Genomic DNA, 16,050 nt, shown 5'->3' with positions numbered 1-16,050 from the left:
TCGGTGAAACTCCAGGTCACACAGGGTTTCCCGAGCCGTGCCCGGTCGGGCGACGGGCAACCCGTCGACCCCGCCCGGCCGGCGGGACAGGCTGATGGCGACCGACAAGCACGGCCTGCGAACACGCAGGAGACCCGCAAGGGGGAAACATGCGCAACAAGATCCGCGGCGCCGCCGCACTCGTCACCGCCACGGCCGCCGTCCTCGCCCTCGGCTCCGCCGCCGAGGCCCGGCCCGCCGACTGGGACCGCTGCCCGGACGGCGCGGTCTGCATCTACCCCGAGGGCCAGGACCCGGAGACCGACCCCGGCGTCAACCCCACCGACGTCTTCTGGAGCTACGGCGCCCACAACCTCAGCAACCAGGTCGGCCACCACTGGGTCTACAACAACCAGACCGGCGGGGCCACCGCCAACCTGTGCACCCAGTACAACGGCGGCGGCTGCGGCGACGCCATCGCCGCGGGCGTGGCCGTCTACGCCGACCTCACCCCGATCAACTCGGTACGGCTGAACCGGCCGTGACCGGGCCCTGACGTTCCGCCATGGGGGAGCGGGGCGTCCGCAGCCGGCGTACGGCGGCTGCGGACGCCCTCCCGCTTTTCGCCACTTGGAGTGAATGGCGTGCCGGTCCGTCAGTCCCCCGCAGTAGCCTGGGCGTCCGCTGTCTCACGACGTGGACGCACCATGCCATGGGGGACGTTTTGGGGGACCAGCAGCAGGACCCGGCGGGCGGGGACCAGGGCACACCGGAGGCCCCCGCACAGACCACCGCCTCCTTCCCCGCCCAGCTCAGACGACTACGACAGCAGCGCGGCCTGTCCCTCGCCGACCTGGCCCGCCGCACCCACTACAGCAAGGGCTACCTCAGCAAGATCGAGACCGGGGCCAAGCGCGCCACGGTCGACGTGGCCCGCAGCTGCGACCGGATCCTCGGCGCCGAGGGGGAGTTGCTGCGCCTGGTGGAACAGCCGCGCGCGGACGCCGGCCCCGACGAGCCGGCCTGCCCCTACCGGGGGCTGTCGGCGTTCACCCCGCAGGACGCGGCCCGGTTCTTCGGCCGGGAGCGGGCCACGGCCGCGCTGGTCGAACGGGCCTTCCAGCGCGTCGGCAAGGGCCCGCTGCTGCTGGTCGCCCCCTCGGGGGCGGGCAAGTCCTCCCTGCTCAACGCCGGTTTCGTGCCCGCCCTCGGCCGGGCCGGGGGCTTCCCGATGCCGGGCGCCGACCGCTGGCCGGTGGTCACCCTCACCCCCACCGCCCGCCCCGTCGAGGAACTACTCGAACGCACCGCCAAGACCCTCGGCGTCCCGGAGCTGACGCCCGACCCGGCCGCGCTGCTGGCCGCCGTCCGCGCCGCCGCCGTCCCCGCACCCCGGGCCGAGCGCCGACCGCCGCCCGTCCGACCCGTCCTGATCGTCGATCAGTTCGAGGAGCTGTTCACCCTCTGCGCCGACGACACCGAACGACGCTCCTTCGTCCGCCTCCTCACCGACCTCGCGACGCCCCCGGACGACGGTGCGCTCGTGGTGCTCGGCGTACGGGCGGACTTCGCCGGCCGGTGCCTGGAACTGCCCGAACTGGCGGACGTGTTCACCGACGGTCTGTTCGTCCTGCCGCCGATGACCCCCGACGAACTGCGCGAGTCGATCAGCCGCCCCGCGGAACTGGCCGGCATCCCCCTGGAACCGGGCCTCGTCCCCCTCCTGCTGCGTGACGCCGACACCAGCGCCGCCCTGCCCCTGGTCTCCCACGCGTTGCTCTCCACCTGGCAGCAGCGCGAGGGCGCCGCCCTCACCGTCGCCGCGTACGAGCGCACCGGCGGCATCCAGGGCGCCGTCGCCCGCACCGCCGAGAGCGTCTTCGCCGGGCTCCACCCGGCCGAACAGCGCACCGTGCGCCGGCTGCTGTCCCGTCTGGTGCAGGTCTCCGACGAGGCAGGGCCGACCCGCCGCCGGGCCCGGCGCGCCGACCTCACGGCCCTGCCGGCCGACGCGGAGGGCGCCGAGCGGGCCCTGGACGCGTTCGTGCGGGCCCGCCTGATCACCGTCGACCACGACACCGTGGAGATCGCCCACGAGGCCCTGCTGCACGCCTGGCCCCGGCTGCGCGACTGGATCCACGCCGACCGCGCCGGGCTGCTGGTCCACCAGCAGCTCGCCCACGCGGCGGCCGAGTGGGAGCGCGAGGGCCACGACCCGTCGGCCCTCTACCGGGGCAGCCGCCTGGAGACGGCCCGCGCCTGGGCCGACGAGGCCGACGGACTCAGCCCGCTGCAGGAGGCGTTCCTGGCGGCGGCGCTCGCCGAGGAGGACACCAGAAGGAGGCAGGCACACCGCCAGACGCGACTGCGGCAGACCCTGCTCGCCACCCTCGCGGTGCTCCTCGGTCTCGCGGTGACCGCCGGCGCCCTGGCCCACCAGCAGCGCACGGCCGCCCTCGCCCATGAACGCGCCGCCCGCTCCCAGGCCCTCGCCGTACGCTCCATCTCCCTGGCCGGCGGCCGCCCCGAGGCGTCGATGCTGCTGGCCGAGGAGGCCTACCGCGCCGACCAGGGCGCCGAGGCCCGCGGCGCCCTGCTCAGCACCCAGGCCCAGCTGTTCTCCGCGCGCCTCACCGGCCATCGCGGCCCCGTCAACACGGTCGCCTTCACCCCGGACGGGCGCCTCCTCGCCGACGGCAGCTCCGACGGCACCGTCCGACTGCTGCGCGTGTCCGACCGCCATGTCGTCACCACCCTGCGGGTGCCCGGACGCATCCGCGCGGTGGCCTTCGACCGGGACGGCGGGCTGCTGGCGGCGACCTCCACGACCGGGCCCGTCCGACTGTTCGACCCGGCCTCGCCCGCACCGCCGCGGCTCCTGCCCGCCACCACCGGCGCCCGCGCCCTCGCCTTCGACCCCCGCGGCGCCCGGCTCGCCGTGGCCGCCGCCGACGGGACGGTCCAGCTCTGGCGCACCGGCCGCGACCCGCGCCGCGAGGCGGTCCTCGGCGGGCACGCGGGAGACGTCAACGCCCTTGCCTACACCCCCGACGGGCACCGGCTCCTGTCCGCCGGCGCCGACGGCACCGTACGCCTGTGGGACCCGGACCTGGCCCGGTCGCTCGCCGCGCTGCGCGGGCACACCGGCGAGGTCCTCGGGCTCGCGGTCGCGCCCGGCGGGCACGCCCTCGCCACGGGCGGCACCGACCGCACCGTACGACTGTGGGACCTCGCCACCCGCAGGACCACCGCGACCCTGTCCGGGCACGGAGACGACGTCAACGCGGTGGCCTACACCCCCGACGGCACCACGGTCGTCAGCGCGGGCGGCGACGGCACGACCCGGCTGTGGGACGTCCGCGCCGCCCGCCCCGTCGCCACCCTCGCCGGACACACCGACTACGTCCTGTCCGTGGCCGTCGACCCCGCCGGACGCGGGCTGGCCACCGCCGGGTTCGACCAGTCGGTGGTGCTGTGGGACCTGCGCGGCCGGGCGCTGACCGCACGCCCGTTCACCGAGCTGTCCCGCGCCGACCACAGCCCCGACGGCCGGCTGCTCGCCGCCGCCGGGACCGACCACACCGTACGGCTGTGGGACGTGGCGACCCGGCGCCCGGTCGCGACCCTGCGGGGCCACCGGCAGAGCGTGTTCGCCGTCGCCTTCGCCCCGGACGGCCGCACTCTCGCCTCGGCCGGCTCCGACGGCGACATCCGCCTGTGGGACGTGGCGGCCCGGCGCCCGGTGGCGACCCTGCGCGGGCACCGGCAGAGCGTGTTCGCCGTCGCCTACGCCCCCGACGGCCACACCCTCGCCTCGGCCTCGGCCGACCGCACCGTCCGCCTCTGGGACCTCACCGGACACCGCCCGCCCGAGGTCCTCCACGGCCACACCGACTTCGTGAACGACGTCGCCTTCAGCCCCGACGGCCGCACCCTCGCCAGCGCGAGCGACGATCTGACCGTACGACTGTGGGACGTGGCCTCACACCGGCCGCGCGCCGTCCTCACCGGCCACACCGGCGCCGTGCGCGGCCTCGCCTTCGGCCCCGACGGGCGCGTCCTCGCCAGCGGCGGCAACGACGGGACCGTACGCCTGTGGGACCTGCGCCGACACCGCCGTACGGCCGCGCTCACCGGCCACGCGGGCTCCGTGCGCGGCCTCGCCTTCTCGCCCGACGGCCACCGGCTCGCCAGCAGCGGCGGCGACGGCACGGTCCGGCTGTGGGACGTGGCCGCCCGGCGGCCCTGGGCCACCCTCACCGGACACACGGGCGCGGTGTGGGGCGTCGACTTCGCGCCCGACGGGCGGACGGTGGCCAGCGCCGGCAACGACGGCACCGTACGGCTGTGGAACCTCGACCCCGGGGCCCGGCTCCGGGACATCCACCGGCTGCGGGGGCGCCTGACGGATCATCAACCCCCCTGAGGGGTGAGGGTTTCCCGGGCGTTGCCCGTTGCCTCTTTCGAGTGGACCACGCGCCGGGCGGGAACGAGCGGGCGCCGGTCGGCAGTCTGACAGTCGACCGGCTTCTCGCCACGTTCGGAACGTCTCGCCACGTTCGGAACGTCTCGCCACGTTCGGAACGTCTCGCCACGTTCGGAACGTCTCGCCACGTTCGGAACGTCTCGCCACCTTCGAGAACGGGGACTCCGCATGATCCGCCGCATCCGCCGCACCCTCGTCGGCAGCGTGCTCGGCGCGCTGCTCGCCCTTCTCCTCGGCGCACCCGCCACCACGGCGGCCGCCGCCGACGACTGCCGCCCCCTCGCCTCAGGCGCTTCCCCGGCGGCCGAACAGGCCATCGCCGCCGCCTGCGAAGAGGTCGCCGCGGGCACCTGGTACTCCTGGGGCGGCGGCCACGGCCCCCAGCCCGGCCCCACGTACGGCCAGGTCGACCCCGAGGACCCGGCCAGCGAGCACGACCCCGAGCGGCGCGGCTTCGACTGCTCCGGCCTGGTGCGCTACGCCTACGCCCGCGCCACCGGCGAGGACCTCCTGAACGGCGTGGCGAGCGCCCAGTACTACACCCACCGCGCCGCCGCGCGCTTCACCCCCGACCAGGGCCTCGCCCCGCTGCTGCCCGGCGACCTGCTCGCCTGGGGCACCTCCGACCACCTCAAGCACATCGCGATCTACCTCGGCGCGGGCCGGATGGTCGAGGCCCGGCAGTCCGGCACGAAGCTGATGGTCAGTGACGTACGCCTGAACAGCGCCTACTTCGGGGCCGTCCGCGTCGACACCGGCCCGGTCACCGGGCCCGTCTTCGCCACCTGGGGCAACGGCGTGTGGACCAAGGCCGAACCGGCCGTGGCAGCCAGGCGCGTGTACGCCTTCCCCGGTCCGACCACGATCCGGGTCCGCTGCCAGAAGCACGCCGAGCGCGTCACCGCCGAGGGCTACACCAACGACGTGTGGTCCTATCTGCCCGACTACCGCGCCTGGGTCACCAACATCTACATCCAGGGACCCGCGTGGCTGGACGGCGTCCCCGACTGCCCCTGACCCGACGGGCGAACACAAGGGTGGAGGCGGGCGTACACGAGAAGTACCGCAGGCGACCACTCACCTCCTTGATCCCCGCTATGGTGAAGCAGATGAAGGCACTCGTGCTGTCCGGAGGCGCCGGAACACGGTTGAGGCCGATCACCCACACCTCGGCCAAGCAACTCGTTCCTGTGGCGAACAAAGCCGTGCTGTTCTACGGCCTGGAGTCGATCGCCGACGCGGGGATCACCGAGGTGGGACTCGTCGTCGGCGACACCGCGGAGGAGATCCAGGAGGCGGTCGGCGACGGATCGAAGTTCGGCCTGGAGATCACCTACATCCCGCAGGAACGCCCCCTCGGACTCGCCCACGCGGTGCTGATCGCCCGGGACTTCCTCGGGGACGACGACTTCGTGATGTACCTCGGCGACAACTTCATCGTCGGCGGCATCACCGGCCTGGTGGAGGAGTTCCGCACCAGCCGCCCCGACGCCCAGATCCTGCTCACCCACGTCGCCGACCCGCGCGCCTTCGGCGTCGCCGAACTCGGCCCCGCCGGGCAGGTGATCGGCCTGGAGGAGAAGCCGGAGCGCCCCAAGAGCGACCTCGCGCTGGTCGGCGTGTACCTGTTCACGCCGGCCGTCCACGAGGCCGTGCGCGCCATCGCCCCGTCCTGGCGCGGCGAGTTGGAGATCACCCACGCCATCCAGCATCTGCTCGACTCCGGCGCCGAGGTCCGCTCCACCGTGATCCACGGCTACTGGAAGGACACCGGCAACGTCGTCGACATGCTGGAGGTCAACCGCACCGTCCTGGAGACCATGGAGCGGCGCATCGACGGCGAGGTCGACGAGGCGTCGGAGACCGTCGGCCGCGTCGTCATCGAGCGGGGCGCGCGCGTGATCGGCTCCCGGATCGTCGGCCCCGTGGTGATCGGCTCCGGCACGGTCGTCACCGACTCCTACGTCGGCCCGTTCACGTCCGTCGCGGAGAACTGCCGCATCAAGGACAGCGAACTGGAGTTCTCGATCGTGCTGCGCGACTCCTCCATCGACGGGGTGGGCCGGATCGAGAACTCCCTCATCGGCCGCCATGTCGAGGTGACCCCGGCACCCAGCGTGCCCAGCGCCCACCGCCTCGTCCTCGGCGACCACAGCACGGTCCAGATCCATACCTGAGCAACACGCACAGCCCGCTCCGAGCAAGGTGCAGATCCCCACATGAACCTCCTCGTCACCGGCGCCGCCGGGTTCATCGGCTCGACGTACGTCCGCATGCTGCTGGCGGACGACGGGCCGGACGCCCCGCACATCACGGTGCTGGACAAGCTCACCTACGCCGGCACGCTCGACAACCTGCCGCCCGAACACCCACGGCTGCGGTTCGTGCAGGGCGACATCTGCGACGCCCCGCTCGTGGACAAGCTGGTCTCCGAGAGCGACCAGATCGTGCACTTCGCGGCCGAGTCGCACGTCGACCGCTCCATCGACGGCGCCGCCGATTTCGTCCGCACCAATGTGCTCGGCACCCAGACCCTGCTGGACGCGGCCCTGCGCCACGGCGTCGGCCCGATCGTGCACATCTCCACCGACGAGGTGTACGGCTCCATCGAGTCCGGCTCCTGGCCCGAGACCCACCCGCTGAGCCCCAACTCCCCGTACTCCGCCTCCAAGGCCTCCTCCGACCTGCTCGCCCTGGCCTACCACCGCACCCACGGCCTCGACGTGCGCGTCACCCGCTGCTCCAACAACTACGGCCCGCACCAGTTCCCCGAGAAGGTCGTCCCGCTGTTCGTCACCAATCTCCTCGACGGCAGAAAGGTCCCTCTGTACGGCGAGGGCCTCAACGTCCGCGACTGGCTGCACGTCGAGGACCACTGCCACGGCGTGGAACTCGTGCGCACCGAGGGCCGCCCCGGCGAGGTCTACAACATCGGCGGCGGCACCGAGCTGACCAACAAGGAGCTCACCGGCCTGCTCCTGGAGGCCTGCGGGGCCGGCTGGGAGATGGTCGAGCATGTCACCGACCGCAAGGGCCACGACCTGCGCTACTCCGTCGACTGGACCAAGGCGCGCACCGAACTCGGCTACCGGCCCCGCCACGACTTCACCGAGGGCCTGGCCGCGACCGTCGACTGGTACCGCGCCAACCGCGCCTGGTGGGAGCCGCTGAAGGAGCGCCGATGAGGTGGCTCGTCACCGGCGCGGGCGGCATGCTCGGCCAGGACACCGTCGCCGCCCTCACCCGGCGCGGCGAGGACGTGACGGGCCTCGGCCACGCCGCCCTGGACATCACCCGGCCGGAGTCGGTGGACGAGGCGCTCGCCGCCCACCGCCCCGACATCGTGGTCAACTGCGCCGCCTACACCGCCGTCGACGACGCCGAGACCGACGAGAAGACGGCCCTGCTGATCAACGGCGAAGGCCCCCGCCGGCTCGCCCGTGCCTGCGCCACGACCGGTGCCCGGCTGCTGCACCTGTCCACCGACTACGTCTTCTCCGGCGAGGCCCGCACCACCCCCTACCCGGAGGACCACCCCCCGGACCCGCGCACCGCCTACGGCCGCACCAAACTCGCCGGCGAACAGGCCGTCCTCGCCGAACTCCCCGAGACCTCCGCGATCGTCCGCACGGCCTGGCTGTACGGCGCCACGGGCCGCAACTTCGTCCGTACGATGCTCGATCTTCAGGCCCGCCGCGACACGCTCGACGTCGTCGACGACCAGCGCGGCCAGCCCACCTGGAGCGTCGACGTCGCCGAACTCCTCGCCGACCTCGGGCCACTGATCGGGCCCGGCCTGAGCGGCGTGTTCCACGCCACCAGTTCCGGCGAGACCACCTGGTACGGCCTGGCCCGCGAGGTGTTCCGGCACGCGGGCGCCGATCCGGAGCGGGTACGGCCCGTGGACAGCTCCGCCTTCCCCAGGCCCGCCCCGCGCCCCACGTACAGCGCGCTCGGCCACGACCGCCTGCGGCAGGCGGGCCTCACCCCCATCCGCGACTGGCGGGAAGCGCTGGCAGCCGCGTTCCCGTCCTTCGGCGTCACCACCACAGAGGGAGAATCCGCAGCATGTCGATCAAGTCGGTCGTGAGGAAGACCGTCAAGCCCGTCGTCGGCGAGCGCGGCTGGCAGGCACTGCGCCGCGTCAGGCAGCGGACGTTCGGCACCCCGCCAGCGCCCCCGAAGAAGCCCACGGGTGTCGCCGCGATCTCCGACGACCTGTGCAAGCTCGCCACCCACTTCAAGACCGACAAGTGGGGCGGCCACAAGTACGCCCAGCACTACCAGCGCTATCTCCAGCACCTCAAGAACGCGGAGTTCAACCTGCTGGAGATCGGCATCGGCGGCTACAACCGGCCCGGCGAGGGCGGCGCCTCGCTGCGGATGTGGAAGCACTTCTTCCCGAACGCGCAGATCCACGGCATGGACATCCAGGACAAGTCCTTCGTGGACGAGGACCGGATCACCACCTACATCGGCGACCAGTCCGACCCCGACTCGCTGCTGTCCATCGCCGAGAAGATCGGCAAGATCGATGTGATCATCGACGACGGCAGCCACCGCAGCCCGCACGTCATCACCACGTTCCGCACCCTCTTCCCGCTGCTCAGCGACGGCGGGATCTACGCGGTCGAGGACACCCAGAGCTCGTACTGGCCGGAGTGGATGGGCAGCGAGGACCTGGACGCCAAGGACACCAGCATGGGCGTCCTCAAGCAGCTCGTGGACGGCCTGAACTACGAGGAGTTCGTGGACGAGGATTACGAGCCCTCCTACTTCGACCGCAACATCCGGGCGGTCCACTTCTTCCACAACCTCGTGATCATCGAGAAGGGCGTCAACGCCGAGGGCACCAACAAGAAGCGGGTCCTCAAGGCCCGCTACGGCACCCCCAGCGCCAAGACCTCGTAAGAAGAGCCGGGCGGCCCCGTCAGCCGGTGGGGCCGCCCGCGCGAAGCCGCTCGTAGTGGGCGCGGCAGGTCTCGTACTCCGGCAGAAGCCCGGCCTCCAGCGCCTGCGCGAGGGACGGCGCCTCGGCGTCCTTCGGCGACAGCACCGGCTCGATGCCCCGGGGCCACTCGATGCCCAGGTCCGCGTCCAGCGGATGCACCCCGTGCTCACGCTCCGGGGCGTACCCGGTGGAGCACAGATAGACGACCGTCGCGTCGTCGGTCAGCGCCATGAAGGCGTGGCCGAGGCCCTCCGCGAGGAACACCGCGTGCCGGGTGTCGTCGTCGAGCCGGACCGCGTCCCACTGCCGGAACGTGGGCGAGCCGACCCGCAGGTCGATCGCCACGTCCAGGACGGCGCCGCGCACACAGGTGACGTACTTCGCTTGCCCGGGCGGCACATCGGAGAAGTGCACCCCGCGCACCACACCCCGGCGGGAGACCGAGCAGTTCGCCTGCGCCAGCGACAGGTCGTAGCCGGTGGCCTCGCGGAACTCCCGGCCGCGGTACCACTCGTGGAAACTGCCCCGCTCGTCCGGGAAGACCTTGGGCTCCAGCACCCAGGCACCCTCGATCCCCAGCGGTCGCAACGCTCTACCTCCTGTGCTTGGTGACTCGGTTCGCCGCGCCGCGCAGCACCCGGCCGAGCCTGCTGCGGACGCGGCGGAGCAGCGGCCGGCTGTCGCGCGGTGTCGTGGCAGGCACCGCACGCACCGTGCCGTCGTCGGCGGCTTCCAGGGCGAGCGGCAGCGCCAGGAAGCGCTCCGGGACCGGACCCAGCGCCACCCGCCAGGTGCCCGCCCGCAGCTCCGCCAGCGGCAGTTCGGCCTCCAGCACCGCCCTGCGGCCGTCGGCGGCGGGGGAGAGGCGCCCGGGCACCTCCACGCTCCGGTCGGCGGTCAGCCGCAGCCGCACCTCCGACTCGCCGGGCACGTACAGCGGAACCGGCGCGCGCAGACCGCTCCCGGACACGGTGACCATCGTGTGCGTGACCTCGGACAGACCGAGCCGCTTGGACGCGCGGTCCACGTCGAAGGCGAGGTTGCCGTGCGGATGGGTCCAGTACGGCAGGACCACCCGGCCGCCCGCGACGCCCGCGCTGGGCGTGGGCCGGTCCTGGGCCGGGGCCGGGCCCAGTCGGCACTCCTTGGTCCAGGCGCCCAGCCGGACCCGGACGAACGCGTCCCACAGACCGGCGGCCGGCGCCACCCCGTCCGCCGCGGTCGCCGGGTCGACCGTGGCGGACGCCCGCAGCACCAGCCGCACCCGCTCGCCCTCGCCCTCCGGCACGGTCTCCCGGGTGACCCGCACCGACTGGAAGTGCTGGGCGGCGCTCTCGCGCTCCCGCAGCAGCAGGTCGGCCGTGGCCGTGTCGAACCGCGCCACGGAGTCGGCACACACCCAGTCGACGGCTTCGGCGGCGTCCAGCGGCGGCTCGCCCGTCGCGGGCACCCCTTCGGCCGGGAACGGCATCGGCTCGCCGCCCGAGGTGAACTCGGCGCGCAGGGCCACCCGCACCGCGCCCTCGTGCCACTCGACGCCCTCCGGCACGGCCCGTACGGCGATGCCGCTCTCCCACTCGGCGAAGGCGACGACGTCGTCGTACCGGTCCGCGGCGATCATCGCGGCGACGACCCGCTGGGCCGGCGGAAGCCCGGCCGCGACGCCGGCGCCGAAGCGCTCGACGGCGGTCGCGTGGATCTCGGCGAACAAGGAGCGGCGGTAGTCCTCGGGCATCGCGAGCAGGCGCTTGCCGCGCATCCGCTCGACCATCTCGTTGCGCAGCCAGCGGCGCAGCAGCCGGTCCCGCAGCTCGCCCGGCTCGGTGTACGCCTCGACGACGTCCAGGGCCTCGCGGAGGTTCTTGAAGTACCCGGCCGGGTCGAGCTGCTGGAAACCGGCGTTGGAGGCGTCGTCGCGGCGGACGTGGTAGTAGCAGACGTAGTCGCTGAGCACCGAGACGTTGCCCGCGCGCAGATACGCCTCGGTGACGAAGACGTGGTCCTCCAGGCGCCGCCGCCCCTCCGGGAAGCGCAGCCCGATGCGGTCCAGGAACTCCCGGCGGAACATCTTGTGCGGGGTGAGGCTGTCGATGAGCGGCGCGTTCGCCACGGACGCCTTCGGGTGGTTGCGCCGGAACAGCTCGACCGGCACGGGGCGCCCCTTGCCGGCCATCTTCCCGACGACGACGTCCGCGTCATTGGCGATGGCGTAGTCGTACATCCGCTCCAGCGCCTCGTCGGCGAGATAGTCGTCGTTGTCGACGAACATCACGAACTCGCCCTTGGAGGCCTCGATGCCGACGTTGCGGGGCTTGCCCGACCAGCCGGAGTTCTCCTGGTGGATGACGTGCACATGGGGGTGCTCGGCGGCGACGGCGTCGAGCCGGGCCGGAGTGTCGTCGGTGGAGCCGTCGTCGACGAAGATCACTTCATAGGCGTCGTCGGGCAGCGACTGACGCAGCAGGGAATCGACGCAGTCGTCGATGTAGCGCCCGGGGTTGTACACCGGAACGATGACGCTGACCTTCACCGACATGGCCTCCTGGCCCCTGGGGTCGTCTGCCGTTCGTGTTGAGGATTGTCGTGCGTTGCCCGATCTTATCCGGCTGTCGCGCCGCCGATCGCCGTCCACGCGCGCGGACTTACGCTGGTCGCATGCGTCTGCTGCTGATCTCCGACACCCACCTGCCGCGCCGGGCGCGGGAGTTGCCCGCCGAGGTGCTGACCGAGGTGGAGGCGGCCGATGTCGTGGTGCACGCCGGGGACTGGGTCGACACGGCCACGCTCGATCTGCTGGAGGAGCGTAGCCGCCGGCTGATCGGGGTGTACGGCAACAACGACGGCCCCGATCTGCGGGCCCGGCTGCCCGAGATCGCTCACGCCGAGCTGGGCGGCCTGCGCTTCGGCATGGTGCACGAGACGGGCCCGGCCCAGGGCCGCGAGGCCCGCTGCGCGGCGCGTTTCCCGGAGCTGGACGTCCTCGTCTTCGGGCACAGCCACATCCCCTGGGACAGCACCGCTGCGACAGGGCTCCGCCTGCTCAACCCGGGCTCGCCGACCGACCGTCGCAGGGAGCCGTACTGCACCTATATGACCGCGTCCGTCACGGACGGTGACCTCACCGATGTGGTCCTGCACCGGCTGCCCCCGCGCTGAGCGCCTTCACCCGAAGTGCTGAACCGGCCCCCGCATGAAAAGGCGGGCCGCTCCGGCCTACCGGCAACGGCCCGCGCACTGCGAATCTGGGCTGTCTGTCACGGACCTCCTTCCGACCTACTGCAGGGGCGGACTATTTCGTCCCTTTGAGCCGCGAATACCCGATTCGCCCCACCTCACACACGGACAGCGGATTTTTTTCGAGGAGCCTCACCGTGCCGCCCCGTGGATCGCCCCCGCCGTCGACGTCAGCGGCGCCCCGCTGCCGCCCCACCGCAGCGCGACGATCTCCGCGGCCACCGACACCGCCACCTCCTCGGGCGTACGGGCCCCCAGATCCAGCCCGACCGGCGAGCGCAGCCGGGCCAGCTCGGCCCCGGTCAGCCCCGCCGCCACCAGCCGCTCCCGGCGCTCGGCGTGCGTACGGCGGCTGCCCATCGCCCCGATGTACGCGGCCGGCCGGCGCAGTGCCTCCTGGAGCAGCGGGACGTCGAACTTGGGGTCGTGGGTGAGCACGCAGATCACCGTCCGCTCGTCGGTGCCGGTGCCCGCCAGGTACCGGTGCGGCCAGTCCACCACCACCTCCACGCCCGGCGGGAAGCGGCGGGGCGTGGCGAAGACGGGGCGGGCGTCGCACACGGTCACCCGGTAGCCGAGGAAGTCCCCGATCCGGGCGACCGCGGCCGCGTAGTCGATCGCCCCGAACACCAGCATCCGCGGCGGCGGCGCGAACGACTGCATGAACACGGAGACGGCGTCCTCCCGACGCTCCCCACCGGGCCTGTAGTGCCGCACGCCTGTGGCACCCACGGCGAGCTCACCCCAGGCGTCGGCGGCGACGGCGGCGTCGAGCCCGGCATTTCCCAGACTGCCCAGCGTCTCGGGGGCGTCACCCGGTCCCGGCTCGTCCGGCGGCCCCACCGCGAGCGTGGCCCCGCGTGGTGCCGGGCCGTCGACGACGGTGGCCAGGGTCACCGGGCGGCCCGCTGCCACCGAGTCGGCTACCGGGCCGAGGGTGGGGTCCAGGTCGGGGGTCACGGGGCGGACGAGGACGGTGAGCTCGCCGCCGCAGGTCAGGCCGACCGCGAAGGCGTCCTCGTCGCTGTAGCCGAAGGTCTCCAGGCGGGCCCGGCCGTCGGCCAGGGCCTCCTGGGCCAGTTCCAGGACCGCGCCCTCCACGCAGCCTCCGGACACACTGCCGACGACCTCGTCGTCCGGGCCGACGGCCATCGCCGCGCCCGGACCGCGGGGCGCGCTGCGGCTCACCGCCACCACGGTGGCCAGCCCGAACGGAACAGATGCGGACCACCAGCCGCCCAGCACCGGGAGAATCTCACGCACCGCGGGGCTCCTTAATCGCGTTGCCGTCGCCCCCGTCGTCTGCTGCACTGCTCGGGTTCCAGCTTCGAGCCGAGGAGGGCCGCAATGCGCGCACCGTTCATGTCCACCCAGGAAGGAAACAGCCCACTCTCCCGAGGACATGACGCTACGTGCACATGCTCAATCTTGGCATTCTCGCCCACGTCGACGCAGGAAAGACCAGCCTGACCGAACGGCTGCTGCACACCGCCGGGGTCATCGACGAGATCGGCAGCGTCGACGACGGCAGCACCCGGACGGACACCCTCGCGCTGGAGCGCAGGCGCGGCATCACCATCAAGTCCGCGGTCGTGTCGTTCCCCGTCGACGACGTGACCGTCAACCTCATCGACACCCCGGGGCACCCGGACTTCATCGCCGAGGTGGAACGCGTCCTCGGTGTGCTCGACGGCGCCGTGCTCGTCGTCTCCGCCGTCGAGGGCGTCCAGGCCCAGACGCGGGTTCTGATGCGCACCCTGCGCCGCCTGGGCATCCCGACCCTGGTCTTCGTCAACAAGATCGACCGGCGCGGGGCACGCGGCGCGGAGCTGGTGCGGTCGGTCGCCGAGCGGCTGAAGGTGCCCGTGGTGCCGATGGGGACCGCCGAGCGGCTCGGCACCCCGGACGCCCGGTTCGTGCCCGGCCTCGGCCCCGCCGCGCTCGACGTCCTCGCCGACCACGACGACGACCTGCTGGCCGCGTATGTCGAGGGCGCCGTCCGGCCCGAGCGGGTGCGCGCGGCCCTCGCCGAGCAGACCCGGCAGGGCCTGGTGCACCCCGTCTATTTCGGCTCCGCCGTCACCGGCGCGGGGATGGACCCGCTGATCACCGGCATCCGGGAGCTCCTCCCGGCCGCCGGCGGCGATCCGGCCGGGCCGCTGTCGGGCACCGTGTTCAAGGTCGAGCGGGGCCCGGCGGGCGAGAAGATCGCCTACGCGCGCGTCTTCACCGGCACCCTGCGCGTCCGCGACCGCGTCCCCTTCGGTGACCCGCCCCAGGAGGGCAAGGTCACCGCGGTCGGCGTCTTCGACCACGGCACGGACGTCCCCGCGGACGCGGTGCCGGCGGGCCGGATCGCCCGGGTGTGGGGCCTCGCGGACATCAGGATCGGCGACTTCCTCGGTGTGCCCCGTAAGCCGTACGGGCACTTCTTCGCCCCGCCGACGCTGGAGACGGTCGTCGTGCCCGGCCCCGGCACGGACCCGGGCGCGCTGCACCTGGCCCTGACCCAGCTCGCCGAGCAGGACCCGCTGATCGGGCTGCGCCACGACGAGGTGCGGCGGGAGACCGGCGTGTCGCTGTACGGGGAGGTGCAGAAGGAGGTCGTCCAGGCCACGCTCGCCGAGGAGTACGGCCTGGAGGTCGGCTTCCGGGAGACGACCCCGCTGTGCGTGGAGCGGCCGATCGGGTCGGGCACGGCCGCGGAGTTCGTCAAGAAGGGCGACAACCCGTTCCTGGCCACGATCGGGCTGCGCGTCGACGCGGCCCCGCCCGGCTCGGGCGTCACGTTCGGCCTGGAGGTGGAGCTGGGCGCGATGCCGTACGCCTTCTTCAAGGCCGTCGAGGACACCGTGCGCGAGAGCCTCGAACAGGGCCTGCACGGCTGGCGGGTCACCGACTGCAGGGTCACGATGACCCACTCGGGCTACTGCCCCCGCCAGAGCCATGCCCACCAGGGCTTCGACAAGAGCATGTCCAGCACCGGATACGACTTCCGGGGCCTGACCCCGCTGGTCCTGGTGGAGGCGCTGCGGCGGGCGGGGACGCGGGTGCACGAGCCCCTGCACCGCTTCCGCCTGGAGGCGCCCGCGGACACGCTCGGCGCGCTGCTGCCGGTGCTGGCCGCGCTGCGGGCGGTGCCGCGCACCACCGAGACGCAGGGTGCCGTCTGCGTCCTGGAGGGCGACATCCCGGCGGCCCGGGTGCACGCCCTGGAGCAGCGGTTGCCGGGGCTCACCCGGGGCGAGGGCGAGCTGGAGTGCGCCTTCGACCACTACGCGCCCGTCACGCAGGGGCCCGTGCCCGAGCGGCCGCGCACCGACCACAACCCGCTGAACCGGAAGGAGTATCTGCTGAAAGTCACCCGCCGAACGGGTAGTTGACGGAGTGTCAGAAAAGC

The 16,050-nt window shown here is 73.1% G+C and carries 12 protein-coding genes; 9 read left to right on the top strand and 3 right to left on the bottom strand.

Annotated features, from left to right (window positions below):
- The first annotated feature begins 149 nt into the window (after positions 1-149).
- The 7 genes from ACIQ6Y_RS00805 to ACIQ6Y_RS00775 all read left to right on the top strand — a co-directional run bounded on the left by ACIQ6Y_RS00805 (position 150) and on the right by ACIQ6Y_RS00775 (position 9,376).
- The gene (locus tag ACIQ6Y_RS00805; RefSeq protein ID WP_404030906.1) at positions 150-524 is read left to right on the top strand and encodes a hypothetical protein; all 375 of its coding nucleotides are present in this window, start codon (positions 150-152) and stop codon (positions 522-524) included.
- A 167-nt stretch (positions 525-691) separates the two neighbouring features.
- The gene (locus ACIQ6Y_RS00800) at positions 692-4,405 is read left to right on the top strand and encodes a helix-turn-helix domain-containing protein (RefSeq protein WP_404030904.1); all 3,714 of its coding nucleotides are present in this window, start codon (positions 692-694) and stop codon (positions 4,403-4,405) included.
- Between the two features lie 228 nt (positions 4,406-4,633).
- On the top strand, positions 4,634-5,482 hold the full coding sequence (locus ACIQ6Y_RS00795; RefSeq protein WP_404030901.1) for a C40 family peptidase: 849 nt from the start codon (positions 4,634-4,636) through the stop codon (positions 5,480-5,482).
- Between the two features lie 92 nt (positions 5,483-5,574).
- Positions 5,575-6,642 carry a glucose-1-phosphate thymidylyltransferase gene (locus ACIQ6Y_RS00790; RefSeq protein ID WP_404030898.1) on the top strand — a complete coding sequence of 356 codons (1,068 nt, stop codon included), beginning with the start codon at positions 5,575-5,577 and terminating at the stop codon, positions 6,640-6,642.
- A 42-nt stretch (positions 6,643-6,684) separates the two neighbouring features.
- The gene (gene rfbB / locus ACIQ6Y_RS00785; protein WP_404030896.1) at positions 6,685-7,650 is read left to right on the top strand and encodes a dTDP-glucose 4,6-dehydratase; all 966 of its coding nucleotides are present in this window, start codon (positions 6,685-6,687) and stop codon (positions 7,648-7,650) included.
- Complete coding sequence (rfbD, locus tag ACIQ6Y_RS00780; RefSeq protein WP_404030894.1) at positions 7,647-8,555, top strand: dTDP-4-dehydrorhamnose reductase; 909 nt, start codon at positions 7,647-7,649, stop codon at positions 8,553-8,555. Before rfbB ends, rfbD begins: the two co-directional genes overlap by 4 nt.
- Positions 8,534-9,376 (top strand): hypothetical protein, encoded by an 843-nt coding sequence (locus ACIQ6Y_RS00775; RefSeq protein ID WP_404030891.1) that lies wholly within the window; start codon positions 8,534-8,536, stop codon positions 9,374-9,376. The genes rfbD and ACIQ6Y_RS00775 overlap by 22 nt, the downstream gene beginning before the upstream one ends.
- Before the next feature lie 19 nt (positions 9,377-9,395).
- Here the strand turns inward: ACIQ6Y_RS00775 and rfbC are convergent, their stop codons facing one another.
- A complete protein-coding gene (gene rfbC, locus ACIQ6Y_RS00770; RefSeq protein WP_404030888.1) occupies positions 9,396-10,004 on the bottom strand; it encodes a dTDP-4-dehydrorhamnose 3,5-epimerase in 609 nt (202 codons plus the stop codon).
- A gap of 4 nt (positions 10,005-10,008) precedes the next feature.
- Complete coding sequence (locus tag ACIQ6Y_RS00765) at positions 10,009-11,952, bottom strand: glycosyltransferase family 2 protein (protein WP_404030885.1); 1,944 nt, start codon at positions 11,950-11,952, stop codon at positions 10,009-10,011.
- A 119-nt stretch (positions 11,953-12,071) separates the two neighbouring features.
- Between ACIQ6Y_RS00765 and ACIQ6Y_RS00760 the strand changes: the two genes are divergently transcribed.
- On the top strand, positions 12,072-12,572 hold the full coding sequence (locus ACIQ6Y_RS00760) for a metallophosphoesterase family protein (RefSeq protein ID WP_404030883.1): 501 nt from the start codon (positions 12,072-12,074) through the stop codon (positions 12,570-12,572).
- A 210-nt stretch (positions 12,573-12,782) separates the two neighbouring features.
- Here the strand turns inward: ACIQ6Y_RS00760 and ACIQ6Y_RS00755 are convergent, their stop codons facing one another.
- Positions 12,783-13,913 carry an XdhC family protein gene (locus ACIQ6Y_RS00755; RefSeq protein WP_404030880.1) on the bottom strand — a complete coding sequence of 377 codons (1,131 nt, stop codon included), beginning with the start codon at positions 13,911-13,913 and terminating at the stop codon, positions 12,783-12,785.
- A 149-nt stretch (positions 13,914-14,062) separates the two neighbouring features.
- On the opposite strand from ACIQ6Y_RS00755, the gene ACIQ6Y_RS00750 reads away from it, so the two are divergent.
- Positions 14,063-16,033 (top strand): GTP-binding protein, encoded by a 1,971-nt coding sequence (locus ACIQ6Y_RS00750; RefSeq protein WP_404030878.1) that lies wholly within the window; start codon positions 14,063-14,065, stop codon positions 16,031-16,033.
- Positions 16,034-16,050: the final 17 nt, after the last annotated feature.

This window comes from Streptomyces sp. NPDC096205 (assembly GCF_044763135.1).
In the GTDB taxonomy this organism is placed as follows: domain Bacteria; phylum Actinomycetota; class Actinomycetes; order Streptomycetales; family Streptomycetaceae; genus Streptomyces.
Note: the sequence above shows the minus strand (reverse complement) of the source record. Positions and strands in the feature narration are given on the sequence as shown.

Bases quoted from the DNA above. Each gene is read 5' to 3' on its own strand.
- ACIQ6Y_RS00760 (WP_404030883.1), top strand. From the start codon at position 12,072: ATGCGTCTGCTGCTGATCTCCGACACCCACCTGCCGCGCCGGGCGCGG.
- ACIQ6Y_RS00775 (WP_404030891.1), top strand. From the start codon at position 8,534: ATGTCGATCAAGTCGGTCGTGAGGAAGACCGTCAAGCCCGTCGTCGGC.
- ACIQ6Y_RS00800 (WP_404030904.1), top strand. From the start codon at position 692: ATGGGGGACGTTTTGGGGGACCAGCAGCAGGACCCGGCGGGCGGGGAC.
- ACIQ6Y_RS00790 (WP_404030898.1), top strand. From the start codon at position 5,575: ATGAAGGCACTCGTGCTGTCCGGAGGCGCCGGAACACGGTTGAGGCCG.
- ACIQ6Y_RS00795 (WP_404030901.1), top strand. From the start codon at position 4,634: ATGATCCGCCGCATCCGCCGCACCCTCGTCGGCAGCGTGCTCGGCGCG.
- rfbD (WP_404030894.1), top strand. From the start codon at position 7,647: ATGAGGTGGCTCGTCACCGGCGCGGGCGGCATGCTCGGCCAGGACACC.
- ACIQ6Y_RS00805 (WP_404030906.1), top strand. From the start codon at position 150: ATGCGCAACAAGATCCGCGGCGCCGCCGCACTCGTCACCGCCACGGCC.
- rfbB (WP_404030896.1), top strand. From the start codon at position 6,685: ATGAACCTCCTCGTCACCGGCGCCGCCGGGTTCATCGGCTCGACGTAC.
- ACIQ6Y_RS00765 (WP_404030885.1), bottom strand. From the start codon at position 11,952: ATGTCGGTGAAGGTCAGCGTCATCGTTCCGGTGTACAACCCCGGGCGC.